Below are 16,857 nucleotides of genomic sequence, written 5' to 3' on the forward strand. Positions count from 1 at the left end.
AGGATTGATAGGGTCGTTTGTGTAGGGCGGGGCCGCGTCAACTTCCTAAGACAAGCCCAAATCCGCGGATACCATCCAGCACGAACTGCACAGACAGCGCCGCCAGCAACATCCCCAAAAGCCGCGTCACCACGACAATCCCGGTCTTGCCCAACGCACGCTCGATGACATTGGCGCTTAGGAACATCACAAAGACAATCACCAGAACGCCAACCATCACAGCCAGGATCGATGCCATGCCAACGGCCCCCTCTGCCTCGCCTGTGAGCAGGATAATGGACGCAATCGCACCGGGACCGGCAATCAGCGGAATGGCAATTGGAAAGACCGATGGATCGGGAACATCGTCATGCCCCGCCTGATCCTCGCGCCGTTTTGTGCGACGTTCGAACAACATGTCGAGCGCGGTCAGGAACAACAGAATGCCGCCGGCGATGCGAAAGGCCGGCATGGAAATCCCGATAAAGCCCAGCACCTGCTCGCCGAAGAATGCGAACAGGAACAGGAGTCCCGCGGCGATGATCGTCGCCCGTATCGCAATCGCGCGCCGCTGTTCGGCAGTCATGCCGGGCGTCAATGCAATGAACACCGGGGTCAGGCCGATTGGGTCAATAACCACAAACAGGGTCACAAAAGCCGAGATGAGAAAAGCGGTGTCCATGCCAAAGGCTCAATCATGTTTGCGCAAGCGGTGCAAGTTGGCTCAGATCGCCTCTGCCGCCTCAAGCTTTTTCAATGCCGCTTCCCAAAGGGCTTCGGCCTTGTGCAGCCCTTCCATGACTTCAGCATATTTCTTGTTCCAGGTCTCAAGCTCGCCCTTGCGCCCCGGTTCATAAAGCGCCGGGTCAGCCAGCTTTTTCGCCAGCGTTTCGCGCATTCCTTCAATCTTTTCGATCCGCGCTTCGCATTTGCGCACGTCCGCCTTCATCGCCAGCATCGTGTCTCGGTCAGGCCGGGCAGGGCGCGCGGGTTTGGGCTTTTCTACCTTGGCCGGTTTGTCCGGGGTCAGCAGCATCGTGCGATAGGCGTCCAGATCGTCCTCATAAGGCGTGACCGAGCCGTCCTTCACCAGCCACAATCGGTCTGCCACCATCGACAAGAGGTGCATGTCGTGGCTGACCAGAATGACCGCGCCGGAATAGGCGGTCAGCGCCTCGACCAGCGCTTCGCGGCTTTCGATATCAAGGTGGTTGGTCGGTTCATCAAGGATCAGCAGATGTGGCGCGTCCAGCGTGGCCAGCAATAGCGACAGACGTGCCTTTTGCCCACCCGACAGCTTGCCCACCACCGTGTCCGCCTGCGCCGCCATCAGGCCAAAGCCGGCAAGCCGCGCCCGATGCCGTGTTGGCATTTCACCGGGACGGGCGCGCCGCAGGTGATCCAGCGGTGTTTCATCAATATGAAGCTCGTCCACCTGATGCTGGGCAAAGAACCCGATGCGCAGCTTCGAGGACCGCGTGATCCGTCCCGCCATCAAGGGCAAACGATCCGATAACAGCTTGGCCAGCGTGGATTTGCCCTGACCGTTCTTGCCCAAAAGCGCGATCCGGTCGTCCTGATCGATCCGCAGGTCCAGCTTGCGCAGCACCTCGGTGTCCCCATAGCCGGTGACGCCGTTCTCGACCCGGATGATTGGCGGCGACAGTTCGTCTGGCTGTGGGAAGCTGAAGACGCGCTTGGCGATGTCTTCGGGCGCGCTGACCATGTCCATGCGTTCGATCATCTTGAGCCGCGATTGCGCCTGCTTGGCCTTGCTGGCCTTGGCACGGAACCGGTCGACGAAGGACTGAAGATGCGCCACACGCGCCTGTTGTTTCTTGGCGACCGCCGTGGCCTGCGCGCGCCGCTCTGCGCGCTGGCGGGCGAATTGGTCATACGGGCCTTGGTAATAGGTCAATTGCCGCTCTTCGAGGTGCAGGATCGACCCCACCGCCCGGTTCAGCAAGCCCCGGTCGTGGCTGATTACGATGACAGTGTAGGGGTATTTCGCCAGATAACTTTCGAGCCACAACGCCCCTTCAAGATCAAGATAGTTGGTCGGCTCATCCAGCAGCAACAGATCGGGCTGCGAGAACAGCACCCCGGCCAAGGCAACCCGCATCCGCCACCCACCGGAAAAGGCCGAACAGGGCATCTGCTGATCGGCATCGTCAAAGCCCAGACCCTTGAGGATCGCCGCCGCACGGGCCTCGGCGGACCACGCGTCAATATCGGCCAGCCGCGTCTGCACCTCGGCAATGCGCGCGCCGTCCGTGGCGGCCTCGGCCTCGGCCATCAGGGCCGCACGCTCGGTGTCGGCCTCAAGCACAGTGTTTAGCAGCGAAATGTCCGATCCGGGCACTTCTTGGCTCACGCCGCCAATGCGTGCGCCGCGCGGCACCGAAATCGCGCCGCCCTCCAAAGCCAGTTCGCCCCGGATCAACCGGAACAGCGTGGTCTTGCCCGCACCGTTGGGGCCGACAAGGCCGACCTTGTGACCATCAGGAATGACCGCCGATGCTTCTTCGAACAAGGGACGACCGTCTACCGCGTAGGTGATATCTTCAATCTTCAACATGGCACGCCCTTACCAACGCCAAACGCAACAAACCAGCGCCCATATCTTCTCGGGTTCAAAAATATCCCGGGAGTTTGAGGGCAGAGCCCTCAAATCCTTGCAGGGCAAGGATGCAAAGCCCCTGCAAGGGCTTTCCAACGCGAAACCTGCATGCTAACGGGCGCGCAATCATTCACTCAACGGAGCGACCAACATGGCCCTCGAACGCACATTCTCGATCATCAAACCCGACGCAACACGCCGCAACCTGACTGGCAAAATCAATGCCAAGTTCGAAGACGCTGGTCTGCGCATCGTCGCGCAAAAGCGCATCCACCTGACCAAGGCGCAGGCAGGCCAGTTCTACGCGGTCCACGCTGAACGCCCCTTCTATGACGAGCTGTGCGAGTTCATGGCGTCCGAGCCGGTTGTGGTTCAGGTGCTCGAAGGCGAAGGCGCGATTGCCAAGAACCGCGAAGTCATGGGCGCCACGAACCCCGCAGACGCAGCCGCTGGCACCATCCGTGCAGAATTCGCTGAATCCGTTGGCGAAAACTCGGTCCACGGGTCCGACGCACCGGAAACAGCCGCAGAAGAAATTGCGTTTTTCTTCTCGGGTCTCGAACTGGTCGGCTAAAGTTGGGGGCGTGCTTACACGCACCGTTCAATGCGTAAGGCCGGGCCGGTGTGCCCGGCCTTATCGTTTCAGCCTCACTCCAATCTCGTCCATGAACCGCTCGATCCCGGACGGCACACCGTCTGACCGCGCGGCCACTTCGGCCTTGATGGCATCGAACCTGACCCGCAGGGCCTTTTTCTCGTCGCCCTTGCAATCGTTCCAGGGCCGTCCCTGCAATGCCATGTGCAACACATAAAACCCGATGAAATGCGGCTGCGTGCCCGATAGCAAAAGCCTGAGATAGGCTGCATCCGCGCCGATCTCGCGCAGGGCCTCTGCTGATGTGATACCAGCCTTGGCGCAGGCCTCTTCCATCGCAGGCCCGAGATTGCGGATGGAGGAGACCGGCTCTGCCATCACGCCGCTTTGGCCAACCCGGCAGCAAAGTCGCACAGGCTGCGCAAGGCGGTCTCGAACCGCGCGTCATCTACAGTCATGGCAACCCGCACATGGCCCGCCGCTGACGCGCCAAAGCTTTCGCCCGGCATCACTGCAATCGCGCATGTGTCCAACAATGCATTGGCAAAGCCCTCGCCAGACAGGCCCGTGGCGCGCACATCCAGCATCACATACATCGCGCCTTGTGCCGGGATCATCCGCACCACTTGCTGTTCGCCCAACATCCGCTCCGCAATCGCACGCCGGCGCTGGAACGGGGCCGCAATTTCGGCTTCAAGTTCTGCACCCGCGCGCAAACCGAACAAGGCGGCGTCCTGAATATAGCCGGGCACGCCGTAGGTGGTGTTGGTCGCCAGATCGATCAGACTTTCGATGGCCACCTCTGGTCCAACGATCCAGCCGATGCGGCTGCCGGTCATGGCATGGCTTTTCGACATTGACCCGATCACCAATGTGCGTTCGGCCATTGCGGGCAGGGCGCGGGGCGACAGATGCGCTCCGTCCCAGACTTGCGTGTCATAGACCTCGTCCGAGATCAGCCACATGTCCCGCGCGCGCACCACATCGGCGATCCCTTGCAATGTCGCGCGCGGATAGACTGCGCCTGTGGGGTTGTTCGGTGTGTTGATCAGCAAAGACGCGGCACCCTCGCAGGCCGCCTCCAGCGCCACCCGTTCTGGCAAGAACCCTTGCGAGGACCGCGTGGCCACGACGCGCGGCTGCGCGCCGGCGGCGCGAACCACACCGGGATAGGTGGCGTAATACGGGTCGACATAGACAGCGATGTCTCCGGGCGCGCAGACCGCCATATGAGCGGCAAAAAGCCCCGCCTGACCGCCGGGGGTGATCAGCACGTTCTCACGCAGGGTCGGCACGCCGGACCGTGCCTGTACCCGTGTGGCCACTTCGTCGCGCAGCGCCGCGATGCCGGGAACCAGCGCGTATCCGGTGTGGCCGCCTAGGGCGCTCTGGTGCATTGCGTTCAGGATCGACGGATCGGTGCGGATGTCATGTTCGCCAATGGTCAGTTCGGTCACGTCATGCCCCGCCGCCACCATCGCGCGGGCGCGGTAAAACACATCCCATCCGTCTGATCCGTCTCCGTTCAACGTGGTGATGCGGTGTGACAAGGCTGGCATAGGGCTCTCCGAATGGTTCCTCCTGTCCTGCCAGAGCGGGTGACCGAGAGTCCAGATCGAACAGGTGTGACCGCAGCCGTTGCAAAACGGCTTGTGCGCAAAATTCTTGACCGCAAGCATGGAATCCGGATACCCCGTTCACATGACCCGTATCGCAACACACATTCGCTGCATTACCCGCTAATCCATTTGGCGGGCCGGTCTTCTATTCCCATCTTTAGATGAAGTTGCTACTCCCGCCGCAATCCCGGCCCGCGAGGAGCACCCATGACCATCCGGCTCACCAACACCGCCACCCGCACCAAAGAGGAATTTACGCCTCTCGATCCGACCAACGTGCGGATGTATGTCTGCGGACCCACTGTCTATGACCGCGCCCATCTGGGCAACGCGCGGCCGGTGATTGTGTTCGACGTGCTTTACCGTCTGTTGCGCCATGTCTACGGCGCGGATCACGTCACCTATGTGCGCAATTTCACTGATGTGGACGACCGTATCAACGAAACCGCCCAAAAGCGGCGCGCAGCGGGGGCAGACGGCACGCTTGAGGCGCTGATCCGGGAACGGTCGGACGAAACGATTGGCTGGTATCACGCCGATATGGATGCGCTTGGCGCTTTGCGCCCCGACCATGAGCCGCGCGCAACCCAATACGTGGACCAAATGGTCGCGTTCATCGAAGATCTGATCACCAAAGGCCACGCCTATGCCGCCGATGGCCATGTTCTGTTCGCTGTGGACAGTTGGCCCGAAGGCTATGGCAAACTGTCTGGCCGCTCCATCGACGACATGATCGCTGGTGCCCGGGTCGAGGTTGCACCCTACAAGCGCAATCCGATGGATTTCGTGCTGTGGAAACCATCGACCGATGACCTGCCGGGTTGGGAAAGCCCGTGGGGCCGGGGGCGTCCGGGCTGGCACATCGAATGCTCGGCCATGGCGCATGAATTGCTGGGCACGGAATTCGACATTCACGGCGGCGGCAACGACCTGATGTTTCCGCACCACGAGAACGAGATCGCGCAGTCGAAATGCGCGGGGCATGGGTTTGCCCGCTATTGGCTGCACAACGAGATGTTGCAGGTCGAGGGCAAGAAGATGTCCAAGTCTCTGGGCAATTTCTTCACCGTGCGGGATTTGCTGGATCAGGGCGTGCCGGGCGAGGTGATCCGGTTTGTGTTCCTGTCGACGCATTACCGGAAGCCGATGGACTGGACGGAGAAGAAGGCGGAGCAAGCGAAAGAGACTTTGGAGAAGTGGGCACTTTTCACCAAAGACGTCAAAGCCTCCGATAGCCTGCCGACAAAATTTATCGAGATATTATCGAACGACCTAAACACACCCGGCGCTATTGCTGAGTTACACAGAATGAGTAACGGCGGTGAATATGAAGAGCTCAAATCTGTTTTGAAATTCCTGTCAATGGAATTGCCTTTAAGTGAGACTGATGCTGGCGTTTTCGATTTTCTAGTTGAAGGCGAAACAGTGAGACCTTTGATTGAAGAATTGATCCAAGAAATGCAAAAGGCGCGTGCTGAGAAAAACTTCAGTCGATCAGATGAGATTCGTGATGCCTTCAAAGAGGCAGGAGTTTCAGTTCGTTTTGAGAAGGATGGTGAGACTATTTATAAGCGCGAAGCGAATTTTCAGCTAGCACCGCTTGAAAAGGTTGCTTCGAAATGAACCCCTGCGATTCAAACCACTCCGCCCGGCGGCACGCCGGGCAGCCCCCGACCGCCCCCATGGGCGGGGGCTTCTCCCCCGCCCGCGGCCGGGGGCTGCCCTTTGCACGTTGCGTCGACGGTAAAGACAAGGCTTCAGGGTCGGGCGCGGCCCTCTGTTCTACAGGGACGATCCGATGACCAAAATCCGCCTCACCCTTTACGACACCACGCTCCGCGACGGACAGCAAACGCAGGGTGTGCAGTTCTCGACCCCCGAAAAGCATCGCATTGTCGCCGCGCTCGACGCCCTCGGTATCGACTATGTCGAAGGCGGCTGGCCGGGTGCAAACCCCACCGACAGCGCGTTTTTCGATGAGGTCGGGCACACGAAAGCCACTGTCACCGCTTTTGGTATGACCAAACGCGCGGGCCGGTCTGCGGACAATGATGATGTGCTGGCAGCGGTCATGAATGCGGGCACGCAGGCTGTCTGTCTAGTGGGCAAGACGCATGATTTCCACGTCACCGCAGCGCTTGGCATCACGCTGGATGAAAACGTCGAAAACATCCGCGCGTCCATCGCGCATGTCGTGGCGCAGGGGCGCGAGGCGCTGTTTGACGCTGAACACTTCTTTGACGGCTACAAAGCGAATCCAGATTACGCGCTGACCTGCCTAGGCGCGGCCCATGACGCGGGCGCGCGCTGGGTGGTGCTGTGCGACACCAATGGCGGCGCGCTGCCCTCCGAGGTGGGACGGATCACCCAAGCAGTGATCGAAAGCGGCATTCCCGGCGATCATGTGGGCATCCACACCCACAACGACACCGAAATGGCCGTGGCCGCCACACTGGCCGCCGTCGATGCCGGTGCGCGCCAGATCCAGGGCACGCTGAACGGCTTGGGCGAACGCTGCGGCAATGCCAACCTGACCGCGCTGATCCCAACACTGCTGCTCAAGGAACCCTACGCCAGCAGCTATGAGACCGGGGTCACGCCTGAAGCGCTGGACGGGATGACCCGGATCAGCCGGATGCTGGACGAGATCCTGAACCGCGTGCCGCTGAAGCAGGCGGCGTATGTCGGATCGTCGGCCTTTGCCCACAAGGCGGGTCTGCATGCCAGCGCGATCCTCAAGGATCCGACAACCTATGAACATATCGACCCCGCACAAGTGGGCAATCGCCGGGTGATCCCGATGTCCAATCAGGCAGGCCAGTCCAACCTGCGCCGTCGCCTGTCCGAGGCGGGGATCACGATCAAAGACAAAGACCCCGCGCTGGCCCGCATCCTTGACCGGATCAAGGCGCGCGAGGCCGAAGGCTATTCCTACGACACGGCACAGGCGAGTTTCGAATTGCTGGCGCGCGAAGAGTTGGGGCAATTGCCCGACTTCTTCGAGGTCAAGCGCTACCGCGTGACTGTGGAGCGGCGGAAGAACAAATACAACAAGATGATTTCGCATTCCGAGGCGGTTGTTGTCGTCAAAGTCGGGGACGAAAAGAAACTGTCGGTGAGCGAGTCGATGGACGAGCTGGGCAATGACCGCGGGCCGGTGAATGCGCTGTCCAAGGCGCTGGCCAAGGATCTCGGGCCCTATCAGGACATCATCGACGATCTGCGTCTGGTGGATTTCAAGGTCCGCATCACCCAAGGCGGCACCGAAGCCGTGACCCGCGTGATCATCGACAGCGAAGACGGGCAGGGGCGGCGCTGGTCCACCGTGGGCGTCAGCGCCAACATCATCGACGCGTCCTTCGAGGCGCTGCTGGATGCGGTGCGCTGGAAACTGGTGCGGGACACGCACCCGACATGAGCTTTGACGTCGATCTGATCGCCTGTGCGCAACTGGTGGAACGCGGTGATCCCGACCGCTTTGCCGCCACGATGGCCGCGCCTGTGGCTGTGCGCAAAGTGCTGTTCCCGATCTATGCCTTCAACGTCGAGGTGTCGCGGGCGCCATGGGTGACGCAAGAGGCGATCATCGCCGAGATGCGGTTGCAATGGTGGGCAGACGCGCTTGAGGAAATCGCAAGCGGTGGACTGGTTCGGCGGCACGAGGTTGTCACCTCGCTCGCGCATGTGCTTGACGCGCCAGCCGCGCGGATCTTGCAGCGGGCGGTTCAGGCGCGGCTTTGGGACGTTTATCGTGATCCATTTGAAGATGATGCCGCATTTTCAAAATATATCGAAGACACAGCCGCCTCCTTGCTGCTGGCCGCATCGCAGGCCCTCACCGGCACCGCGCCTGTCGCGCTGCGTGATCTGGGCTATGCCATGGGTCTCGCGCAGTTCTTGCGTGCGGTGCCAGAGCTGGAACGGCTCGGGCGCAGGCCTCTTGTTGATGGGCGGCCCGAGGCGGTTCGGGCGCTGGCCACTGAAGGATTTGACCGTTTGGTAAAATCCCGCAAGGCACGGGCGACGATCCCCTTGGCTGCCCGGCCGGTGACTTTGGCTGCCTGGCAGGCAGGACCGATCCTGACACAGGCCAAAACCGATCCGCGCCGTGTGACCGATGGCACTTTGGGCAGCTCTGAGGCGGCCAAGAAAGCCCGGCTGATGTGGCAGGCCATGTCGGGGCGCTGGTAGGTCGGGTGGCCTAGACCGTCTGGTCCTTGGGCCGCAGCGTCAACCAGATCAACGCGCCCCCAGCCAGCATCAGGAACGGGGCCATAGCCATGTTCACCGCACTCCAGCCTTCGACCGGGGTGCCGCCGGAACAGTTCAGCAACCCGCCCGAGGCCAGCGACGCGATGGTCACACCGCCGAACACCAGCACATCGTTCATGCCCTGAACACGTCCGCGTTCATGCGGTTCATGCGCAGCGGTCAGCATGGCAGTTGCGCCGATGAAGCCAAAGTTCCAGCCAAAGCCCAAGAGGATCAGGGCGATATAGAAATTCTCGATCTCGACGCCCTGCAAGGCAACGGCACCGGCGGCAGCCAGAATGACAAGCCCCGCAGCGACGATCTTTTCGACGCCAAAGCGCACGATCAAGTGGCCGGTAAAGAAGGATGGCGCGAACATGGCCAGCACATGCGCCGACACGATATCGGCGGCGTTTCCAGCCGTGTACCCGCACCCCACAACCGCAAGCGGGGTCGAGGTCATGACAAGGTTCATCAGCGCGTAGGTGACCATTGCGCAGATGATTGCCACGGCGATGCGCGGGGTTTTCAACAGCTCCAACCGGGTGCGGCCTTTGGGGTCGTCCGCCTGTGGCGCTTTGGGTTTCGGGATGTCGAGGAACAGGAACAGGGCAGAGCCGACCACGTTGAGAACAATCACCGCGAAATAAGTGCCAAGGAACGGCACAACATAGGAATCCGCTGTCGCCTTGACCAATTGTGGCCCGAGCACTGCTGCGGCCAGACCGCCGGCCATTACATAAGAAATCGCCTTGGGACGGAAGGCATCCGTCGCAGTGTCGGCGGCGGCAAAGCGGTAGAAGCCTTGGGCCGACATGTAGATTCCAGTCAGGAAGCTGCCCAACAAGAACACTGGAAACGATGCGATATAAAGTCCGTATGCGCCGATTGCGCCGCCCAATGCCCCGCCCAGTGCCCCCACGGCAAACCCGGCGCGGCGTCCGAATTTCTGCATGAAGGCCGAGATCGGTGTGGCGGTGATCATTGAACCCAGAACGATCAGGGAAATCGGCAGCGTGGCAAAACAGATATTTGACGCCAGCGATTGCCCCGCCAGCCCACCCACGGTGAACAGCATCGGCATCTGCGCGCCCAGGATCGCTTGTGCCAGAACCAGCACATAGACATTGCGCTTGGCGCGGCGATTTTCTGTGGCGTCGTCCGGGGTGGCGTGGTCAAGTGTACTCATGACAGCAGCCGTAGGTCCAAATTCAATTTCTTGCAAGTGTGACTGCGTCCGCATGGCGCTTTGCGTCGTGGTTTTGTAAGCGGTTGGTCATGACGGTTTTCGACGGCTCCAATTCCGCAGGGCAGGGTTGCGTGGCGATCCTTGGGGGATCTGCCGAGGCGCGCGCCCTGGCGGGGCATCTTGGCGATCGCGCGCGCCTTTGGTTGCCTGCGCGGGACCGGGTGACGGGGCAGGGCGCTTCGGATCAGACGGGTTTGGCGGATGTGATGCAGGACGCGTCAGTTCTTGTGGTCGCCGCACATCCCTGTGATCGGGACACGGCGGCATTGGGCGCAAAGATGGCTGCGCGGTTCGAAGTGCCAAGCCTCACGCTGGCCCGGCCCGAATGGCATCCCACGCGGCGGGATCACTGGCTCAGCGTTGCTTCGGCGCGCGATGCTGCTTGTATGATCCCAAAGGGTGCGCGGGTGTTGGTCACGCTGGGGCGTCCGGCGCTTGGGGAGTTGCGGGCGCTGCGCCACGCGCATGTGTTTGTGCGGCAACTGACGGAACACCACGACCCGTTTCCGCTGAAACACGGACGCTTTCTCTTTGGGGATGCGCCGTTTCCCGAAACTCAGGAATGCGCGCTTATGCGCAGGTTACGGATCGACGCTGTGCTGACCCGCAATGCAGGAGGGCCGGGTGGTTGGCCCAAGATCGCCGCCGCGCGCGCACTTGGACTGCCGGTCTATATGGTGGCCCGCCCGCCGGTGCCCTTTGGGCGGGTGGTGAGATCGGTCGACGCCGCAATGCAGTGGATACAGGAGCGAACGTGGTTGAACGTGTGATTGAAACGGATGCCTGCGTCGCCGAAGGGGCGGCATGGTTGGCCCAGATCGAGCCGCGCTTTGCCCATGCGCATGAACAGACCGGCGCGCTGCCCTTGCGGTTGCGGCCCGATGGGTTTGCACAATTGCTCAGCGCGATTGTCAGCCAGCAGGTCAGCGTGGCATCGGCCCGCGCGATCTGGGGCAAGTTAGAGACCGCCGGGGCCGTCACGCCCGAAGCGGTGCTGCGCTTTGATCAGGACGGGTTGCGCGATTTGGGGCTGAGCCGCCAAAAGGCGCGCTATGCCTGTGCTTTGGCGGAGGCGGGGATTGATTATGACGCGTTGCGGGGTGCGCCGACGGACGATGTGGTCAAGACCCTGACTGCCGTTACTGGTATCGGCGTCTGGACCGCCGAGATCTACGCGATGTTCTCGCTTGGTCGTGCGGACGTGTTTGCGCCGGGCGATCTGGCCTTGCAGGAAAGCGCACGGATGTTGTTCGATCTGCCTGACCGACCAAAGGATAAGGCGTTGCGCCAGATGGCCGAAGCCTGGAGCCCGTGGAGATCGGTTGCGGCGCGGACGCTCTGGGCTTACTACCATGTGGCAAAAGATCGAGAGGGTATCGCATGACACGGGTGTTGAACGCAGGCCGCAAGGAACCGGTATCCGGGGAAATCCGCTCTGCCGTGGTGTTTCTGCACGGCTATGGGGCCAATGGGGCCGATTTGCTGGGGCTGGCCGATCCGTTGGCCGAACATCTGCCGGACACATTGTTTGTGGCGCCCGATGCGCCCGAGGCCTGTGCGGGCGCGCCCTTTGGCTTTCAGTGGTTCCCGATCCCGTGGATTGACGGATCGTCTGAAGAGGAATCGATGGCCGGGATGGCCCGCGCTGTTGACGATCTGAACGCGTTTCTGGACGCGCTGATGGTGGATGAAGACCTTCTGCCGGAACAGGTTGTCCTGCTTGGCTTTAGCCAAGGCACGATGATGGCGCTGCACGTCGCCCCTCGGCGCGAAGATCCGATTGCTGGGCTGGTGGCGTTTTCCGGCCGGTTGCTGGCCCCTGAATTGCTGGCTGATGAAGTGGTAAGCCGCTTTCCGATCCTGCTGCTGCATGGTGATCAGGATGATGTTGTTCCTCCGCAATCCTTGCCCGAGGCAGCAGAGGCGTTGCAGAGCGCCGGCTGGGAAGACGTGTTCGCCCATATCATGAAGGGCACCGCCCACGGTATCGCGCCAGATGGCTTGTCGGTCGCGCTGGCGTTCATGCGGGACAAATGCAGCCTGTGATCCATGCCTGCGCGGCGGTCAGTCGTAGAGCGATGCTGCCGCTGCCAGATCAAGGAATTCGGGAAACCGCGTGACAAACCGCGCATGATCTTGGGGGAAGCGCGCGGCCAGATGATCTAGGTGCGCGTGGCATTCGGCCAGACGGCCCAACCGCCGACTGAGCCAGACACAACGTTTCACCGGCTGCGGATCCTCCGGGCAAAGCGCGTGCTTTTGCTGGAATGCGGCGTACAGCCCCTCAATATCCCGGCGGTCTTCGCAAAGCTGAACCGACAGGTCGAGCAATCGCAGCCTGTGGCGCATGGGCGCTGTGATCAATGCGCGGCGCACCTCAGATGCCATGTCGTCTGCCATAACATCAAAGCCAAAGCCACGCCCTGACAGATCGTCGATCAGGTCATGATAGCGCGCGGTATAGGCGTCAAAGCTGTAAGGTTGCACAGATGGGATACTGTGTGCGCTGTAGGGATCGCGGTTTTGGTGCAGCTTGAGGATCGCCTGCGCGAGCGCGTCAATGTCGCCGGGGGCCACCAATTCCCCGTTCTGGCCGGGCGTGATCAATTCGCGGGGGCCGTAATCCACGTCATAACTGATCACCGGGCATCCACAGGTGAGCGATTCCAACAGCGACAGGCCAAAGCCTTCGGTCACAGTGGGGGCGAGAGAAAACAGGCAGGCGCTGAAGACTGCCGATGGATCTTGAGTTGGCCCCATCAGGATCACCCGGTCGCCACAACCATGATGCCGGATCAACTGGTCCAGACGCGCGTGACCAAGGCCGGACCCGTAGATCAGGTAATTGCACTCCGGAATCAGATGCATGATGCGGGTGAAGGCCTCGATACACTGGTGGATGGGTTTGCCGGTCAGATCAAGCCGCGACACGGTGCAGATGTGGCGGCGGGTTTGCGCGGGCTTTGGCACCATCGTCGTGTAGTGCGGGATCACACGGATCGGGGCCCTGTGTCGCGTGTCCGCTTCAAGCCGGGTTTTGTGCACATGGGTGGCGGTTACGATGGCATCGCCGTCAAACGCCTCGATCCGGGCGCGGGACCGTGGCAGGACCGACCCATCGGGCCTGCGGTGGTCTGCATGCAGGAACAGCACCTTGGGCGCGCGGATCGCTGGTGACAGGTGGGACACGGTAATCCCGTCAATAAAGACGACGCACTCCTGGGGCAAATCCCGCTCAATCAGGGCGCGGTGATGGTCGGCGTCGGTGGCATAGGTCTTGTCAAGCGTCAGGTCGTCGATGCTTTGCAAGACCTTGTGGTCATAGGTCGTCCGACACACGGCACACCCACCGACATAGGCGATGTGCTGGATCACGCCGTCGCCCAACGTCACGCGGCCTTCGATCAGATCCCCGTTTAGGGATTTGAGCCGGACATCGTGGTTTTGCCCAAGTGTATAAAAGCGCCGTGTGGTGAGCGCACCTGCGACGGTCTGTTCGGTTGTATCCCACATGACAGCCTTTTTTCCGGCAAGATACGTGCGCTTGTCCTTGCGGCCTGTCGTGGCTTTCTGGCAGTCCCAGTCGGGTTCTTCGATTGCATCCGTCGCTGGTGCCGTGGTGGATGCACACCAAAGGTCATGCAGGGACAGATGTTTGATCCGCCTGTCCAACACGCCGCTAGCCTGCAACTTGGCAAAGGCGAGGTGTTGTGCGCAGCTTTGCGTCAGGTTCAAAAGCACCACATCGGTGTCGGGGCGTTCGACCAGCAGGTTCATCCGCGTGAACACCGCCTTGAGTTTGCCACCTCCGACATTCTTTCCAAGCTTGGGCAGAATGCAAAAGATGCGCTGGTGTGACATGGAATATGGGTCCGAGATCTGTGTCCTTTCGTCAAGGTGACCTGTGACGGCGCGGGACACAATATCTCTGCTATACATGGTGCCGGGCTGTGTGTTGCGGGATTACACAGAGCTGGGCAATGGTTACTCGACCACCACGGTGATTTCGCTGCTGCTCGGGCTCAGACCGTAGACGCGCTCCATCGCGGACAGAAGATAATCAATCGCAAGCGCCGGATCACAGCTTGGCCGCTCGACCACGTACTCGACACTGGTGCCGTCGATGAAACACTCATAGGCCACGCCCGTATATTTTCCTTCGACCGCGGCTTTAGCGGTCATTGTGGTCGACAGGGCGTTCCACATCACCAGACGGTGGATCCCATCGCTGCGCGCGGCAACCGCATTGGGCACGGGCGTTGGAAAGCTCCAGACCAGCACATAGCGGTAGCGATGGTGATCTGCCTCTGGCCAGCGCTTGGCGATATAGGGATCATTAGGGTCCACCGGGTTGGCGATCATGGCCTCTGTCAGCCCGACACGTGCCTCTGAAACGCGTATATCTAGGGCCTGCAGCAATCCTGCGACGGTGTGATCGTCAGGATTGGGCACGAAAAACACCAGATCTTCGACGGTCGTGGAACGGTCGTTTTCAAAGTCCTGACCAAAATCAATGAGATTGAGCAGGACCGCGCGCTCTGCATCGGTGATCTGCTTTGCCACGGGACTATGGATATCCAAGGCATTGCCGGATGCCACGACGTATTGCGCGGGTGTGCCTTCGGAAAGGACCTCTTCCAAATAGAACCGCGTGGTATTTTGCGGATAATCCGCCGCCATATCCCGTGGGTTGAAGCGATTGTTCAAGCGCACCCGGCAGATCGCATTGGGGTCCTTGCTTTGGGCAAAGGTCACTGGAAAGGTGTAGCTGCGCATAAAAACTCCTGATCAGCTGCCTGCGATTGCGGAACCGGGGAACCGTTGTCCGTCGCACTCACAGGTGGTTGGGCTGACTGTGCCATTGTTAACGACGTCTGGATTTTCAACACCACCCTGGCGCATGGCTTCGTTGTAGATCCCGTCTTGGTCATTTCGATAACGGTCCCCGTCGAACTTAAAGTCGTAAATGTCCCGCAATCTCCCGTTTTCCTCAATGGCAAGATCCGGGCGCACTTCATAGACGTTTGGGTTGTCCCGAAACGGGCCGAGCATTTCGTCGATTGATTGGTAAATATCATAGCCCGTCGAGGCCAAATCGTAGACGTCATACAACGTGGTCAGTAGGTTCAGACCGGGGACAAATTTCGTCCAAGCAGATGCCATACGCCGGACAGCGGCTTCGCCCAACTGGTTGCGGGCTTCTCGCATCAGGCGATCCCGGACCGGGTCCAGATAGTCTCTGACCCGGTTTGCGGCAACCTGGGCGCGACCTGCAACACGTCTTGTGTAAGGAACCATGCGTGGTTCATCAACAAGTCCACGCGCACCGGGTCCGTATTTGCCACGAATTGCATTGTCCAGATCGGGTGAATTGCGCGCTCGGGCTTCTGCCTCGTTTGACAATTGCACGCGGCCATCGTCGCCCTCGGGTAACAAACCCTGGCACGCTTCCGAGCGGACCATACAGAGTATGCTGCACATTTCGCGAAAGACAGGATCGTCTCGGCGGGTTTGAGCGACGCCATTCCCGCATCCGTTGTTGCAAGTTGAGCAAGCCCTTACCATTCACTGCCTTTCACTAAGTTCATCGCAGGCAAGTGCTGCATAGAATATTCTTTGTTTGGCCGTCTTTGTGCTACTCTTCAGCGTGTTTGCTACGGCTTCCCAACCAGGGCGTTTCTCGAAAGACGGACCAAATGTTTTTTCAAGTTCTATGAACTCCCAAATATCGTCCTTTTCTTCGAGGCAGTAGACTCTGGCGCGGGCAAATGCGTCCAAGATTGTCTCTTGTGTCATTGGTGTTTCAGAATCGCCTGAAAAATCATCCAAAGCCCATGCTTTGAGGCCATCTTCCCGCCGTTGCTCCATCCGAGTCATAGTTCCTACAGACAAGCTGAGCATTCCGGGGGCTGGAGTTGGCCAATCCTTGTCGCGGGACATGTGCAAAAATGGAAGGCCCTTGCACCAATGCGCATCCGGTTGGCAAACCAGGGTGCTGGTCGGACCCATCAATCGTGACGCTTCGTCGACATTTACGCTTGTGATGACCTGCGCCAATGCGTTTGCGTCTGCATGTCTGAAAAGAACCGGAACGGATGTTTCTGCAATATGCGCTTGATCATCAGTCGCAAGCGCATCGATTGGAATATGGATGACATTCAACCCGCGCAGATGCTTGAAAAGGTGCTCTGCGCTCTTCACCCCGTGCCAAAAGACGACACCGCTCGTCGAACCCAAAGCGTCAAAGAGTGCTGCAAGAGTTTCTGTGGAGCTGCGTCGTCCAGCTTCAAAGGGCATCTCGTCTAAGACAACGAGATGCGGTGCTGTCACAATTTGTTCGGGGTCATTGTCCCCGCGATCGAGATAAAGAGACTTACTCTTGAAATCGCCACGCCACAGGATTTCCGGTAAGTTGTCGTAGCTTGCGCCGTCAACGACGGCATAAATCGGAGCATTGCGGCTGTGAAGACTGAGCAGGTAGCGTGCGTATTCGTCTCGCACCTGCGTTCTCCTTAACCAGATTTACAAAACTCTGCGCACAAAA

Annotated in this window: 16 protein-coding genes; 7 read left to right on the forward strand and 9 right to left on the reverse strand. The window is 60.2% G+C overall.

What is annotated here, in order from left to right; translation table 11 throughout:
* Positions 1–37: 37 nt before the first annotated feature.
* Positions 38–661, reverse strand: coding sequence for a MarC family protein (locus tag ACSHXH_RS07745; RefSeq protein WP_435671204.1), 624 nt, complete (start codon positions 659–661; stop codon positions 38–40).
* A 42-nt stretch (positions 662–703) separates the two neighbouring features.
* Positions 704–2,557 carry an ABC-F family ATP-binding cassette domain-containing protein gene (locus ACSHXH_RS07750; protein ID WP_435671205.1) on the reverse strand — a complete coding sequence of 618 codons (1,854 nt, stop codon included), beginning with the start codon at positions 2,555–2,557 and terminating at the stop codon, positions 704–706.
* Between the two features lie 193 nt (positions 2,558–2,750).
* On the opposite strand from ACSHXH_RS07750, the gene ndk reads away from it, so the two are divergent.
* The gene (gene ndk / locus ACSHXH_RS07755) at positions 2,751–3,173 is read left to right on the forward strand and encodes a nucleoside-diphosphate kinase (RefSeq protein WP_435671206.1); all 423 of its coding nucleotides are present in this window, start codon (positions 2,751–2,753) and stop codon (positions 3,171–3,173) included.
* A gap of 60 nt (positions 3,174–3,233) precedes the next feature.
* On the opposite strand, the gene ACSHXH_RS07760 is transcribed toward ndk, so the two are convergent.
* On the reverse strand, positions 3,234–3,572 hold the full coding sequence (locus ACSHXH_RS07760) for a TfoX/Sxy family protein (protein ID WP_435671207.1): 339 nt from the start codon (positions 3,570–3,572) through the stop codon (positions 3,234–3,236).
* Positions 3,572–4,753 (reverse strand): pyridoxal phosphate-dependent aminotransferase, encoded by a 1,182-nt coding sequence (locus tag ACSHXH_RS07765; RefSeq protein WP_435671208.1) that lies wholly within the window; start codon positions 4,751–4,753, stop codon positions 3,572–3,574. The genes ACSHXH_RS07760 and ACSHXH_RS07765 overlap by 1 nt, the downstream gene beginning before the upstream one ends.
* 267 nt (positions 4,754–5,020) lie before the next feature.
* Between ACSHXH_RS07765 and cysS the strand changes: the two genes are divergently transcribed.
* The 3 genes from cysS (at position 5,021) to ACSHXH_RS07780 (ending at position 9,004) form a co-directional block, all read left to right on the forward strand.
* Positions 5,021–6,436 (forward strand): cysteine--tRNA ligase, encoded by a 1,416-nt coding sequence (cysS, locus tag ACSHXH_RS07770; RefSeq protein ID WP_435671209.1) that lies wholly within the window; start codon positions 5,021–5,023, stop codon positions 6,434–6,436.
* Positions 6,437–6,611: 175 nt separating this feature from the next.
* On the forward strand, positions 6,612–8,231 hold the full coding sequence (gene cimA, locus ACSHXH_RS07775; protein WP_435671210.1) for a citramalate synthase: 1,620 nt from the start codon (positions 6,612–6,614) through the stop codon (positions 8,229–8,231).
* Positions 8,228–9,004, forward strand: coding sequence for a squalene/phytoene synthase family protein (locus ACSHXH_RS07780; protein WP_435671211.1), 777 nt, complete (start codon positions 8,228–8,230; stop codon positions 9,002–9,004). The genes cimA and ACSHXH_RS07780 overlap by 4 nt, the downstream gene beginning before the upstream one ends.
* A gap of 10 nt (positions 9,005–9,014) precedes the next feature.
* On the opposite strand, the gene ACSHXH_RS07785 is transcribed toward ACSHXH_RS07780, so the two are convergent.
* Entirely contained in the window at positions 9,015–10,253 is a 1,239-nt protein-coding gene (locus ACSHXH_RS07785) for an MFS transporter (RefSeq protein ID WP_435671212.1), read from the reverse strand.
* A gap of 89 nt (positions 10,254–10,342) precedes the next feature.
* On the opposite strand from ACSHXH_RS07785, the gene ACSHXH_RS07790 reads away from it, so the two are divergent.
* From ACSHXH_RS07790 to ACSHXH_RS07800, 3 genes are read left to right on the forward strand one after another with little or no spacing between them, the layout of a single operon-like run.
* Positions 10,343–11,083, forward strand: a complete 741-nt coding sequence (locus tag ACSHXH_RS07790) for a precorrin-6A/cobalt-precorrin-6A reductase (RefSeq protein ID WP_435671213.1) — start codon at positions 10,343–10,345, stop codon at positions 11,081–11,083.
* On the forward strand, positions 11,068–11,697 hold the full coding sequence (locus ACSHXH_RS07795) for a DNA-3-methyladenine glycosylase family protein (protein WP_435671214.1): 630 nt from the start codon (positions 11,068–11,070) through the stop codon (positions 11,695–11,697). Before ACSHXH_RS07790 ends, ACSHXH_RS07795 begins: the two co-directional genes overlap by 16 nt.
* Positions 11,694–12,359 carry an alpha/beta hydrolase gene (locus tag ACSHXH_RS07800; protein WP_435671215.1) on the forward strand — a complete coding sequence of 222 codons (666 nt, stop codon included), beginning with the start codon at positions 11,694–11,696 and terminating at the stop codon, positions 12,357–12,359. Before ACSHXH_RS07795 ends, ACSHXH_RS07800 begins: the two co-directional genes overlap by 4 nt.
* An 18-nt stretch (positions 12,360–12,377) precedes the next feature.
* Here the strand turns inward: ACSHXH_RS07800 and ACSHXH_RS07805 are convergent, their stop codons facing one another.
* From ACSHXH_RS07805 to ACSHXH_RS07820, 4 genes are all read right to left on the reverse strand, one after another.
* Positions 12,378–14,174 (reverse strand): glycosyltransferase, encoded by a 1,797-nt coding sequence (locus ACSHXH_RS07805; protein ID WP_435671216.1) that lies wholly within the window; start codon positions 14,172–14,174, stop codon positions 12,378–12,380.
* A gap of 123 nt (positions 14,175–14,297) precedes the next feature.
* On the reverse strand, positions 14,298–15,089 hold the full coding sequence (locus tag ACSHXH_RS07810) for a hypothetical protein (RefSeq protein ID WP_435671217.1): 792 nt from the start codon (positions 15,087–15,089) through the stop codon (positions 14,298–14,300).
* 12 nt (positions 15,090–15,101) lie between these two features.
* Positions 15,102–15,776 (reverse strand): hypothetical protein, encoded by a 675-nt coding sequence (locus ACSHXH_RS07815; RefSeq protein ID WP_435671218.1) that lies wholly within the window; start codon positions 15,774–15,776, stop codon positions 15,102–15,104.
* A gap of 102 nt (positions 15,777–15,878) precedes the next feature.
* On the reverse strand, positions 15,879–16,814 hold the full coding sequence (locus tag ACSHXH_RS07820) for a DUF4123 domain-containing protein (protein ID WP_435671219.1): 936 nt from the start codon (positions 16,812–16,814) through the stop codon (positions 15,879–15,881).
* Positions 16,815–16,857 lie beyond the last annotated feature (43 nt).

The organism is Marivita sp. (assembly GCF_051251565.1).
Taxonomy (GTDB): Bacteria; Pseudomonadota; Alphaproteobacteria; order Rhodobacterales; family Rhodobacteraceae; genus Marivita.

Excerpts from the sequence above, each read along its gene's own strand:
- ACSHXH_RS07745 (WP_435671204.1), bottom strand. The coding sequence starts at position 661 with ATGGACACCGCTTTTCTCATCTCGGCTTTTGTGACCCTGTTTGTGGTT.
- ACSHXH_RS07750 (WP_435671205.1), bottom strand. The coding sequence starts at position 2,557 with ATGTTGAAGATTGAAGATATCACCTACGCGGTAGACGGTCGTCCCTTG.
- ndk (WP_435671206.1), top strand. The coding sequence starts at position 2,751 with ATGGCCCTCGAACGCACATTCTCGATCATCAAACCCGACGCAACACGC.
- ACSHXH_RS07760 (WP_435671207.1), bottom strand. The coding sequence starts at position 3,572 with ATGGCAGAGCCGGTCTCCTCCATCCGCAATCTCGGGCCTGCGATGGAA.
- ACSHXH_RS07765 (WP_435671208.1), bottom strand. The coding sequence starts at position 4,753 with ATGCCAGCCTTGTCACACCGCATCACCACGTTGAACGGAGACGGATCA.
- cysS (WP_435671209.1), top strand. The coding sequence starts at position 5,021 with ATGACCATCCGGCTCACCAACACCGCCACCCGCACCAAAGAGGAATTT.
- cimA (WP_435671210.1), top strand. The coding sequence starts at position 6,612 with ATGACCAAAATCCGCCTCACCCTTTACGACACCACGCTCCGCGACGGA.
- ACSHXH_RS07780 (WP_435671211.1), top strand. The coding sequence starts at position 8,228 with ATGAGCTTTGACGTCGATCTGATCGCCTGTGCGCAACTGGTGGAACGC.
- ACSHXH_RS07785 (WP_435671212.1), bottom strand. The coding sequence starts at position 10,253 with ATGAGTACACTTGACCACGCCACCCCGGACGACGCCACAGAAAATCGC.
- ACSHXH_RS07790 (WP_435671213.1), top strand. The coding sequence starts at position 10,343 with ATGACGGTTTTCGACGGCTCCAATTCCGCAGGGCAGGGTTGCGTGGCG.
- ACSHXH_RS07800 (WP_435671215.1), top strand. The coding sequence starts at position 11,694 with ATGACACGGGTGTTGAACGCAGGCCGCAAGGAACCGGTATCCGGGGAA.
- ACSHXH_RS07805 (WP_435671216.1), bottom strand. The coding sequence starts at position 14,174 with ATGTCACACCAGCGCATCTTTTGCATTCTGCCCAAGCTTGGAAAGAAT.
- ACSHXH_RS07810 (WP_435671217.1), bottom strand. The coding sequence starts at position 15,089 with ATGCGCAGCTACACCTTTCCAGTGACCTTTGCCCAAAGCAAGGACCCC.
- ACSHXH_RS07815 (WP_435671218.1), bottom strand. The coding sequence starts at position 15,776 with ATGGTCCGCTCGGAAGCGTGCCAGGGTTTGTTACCCGAGGGCGACGAT.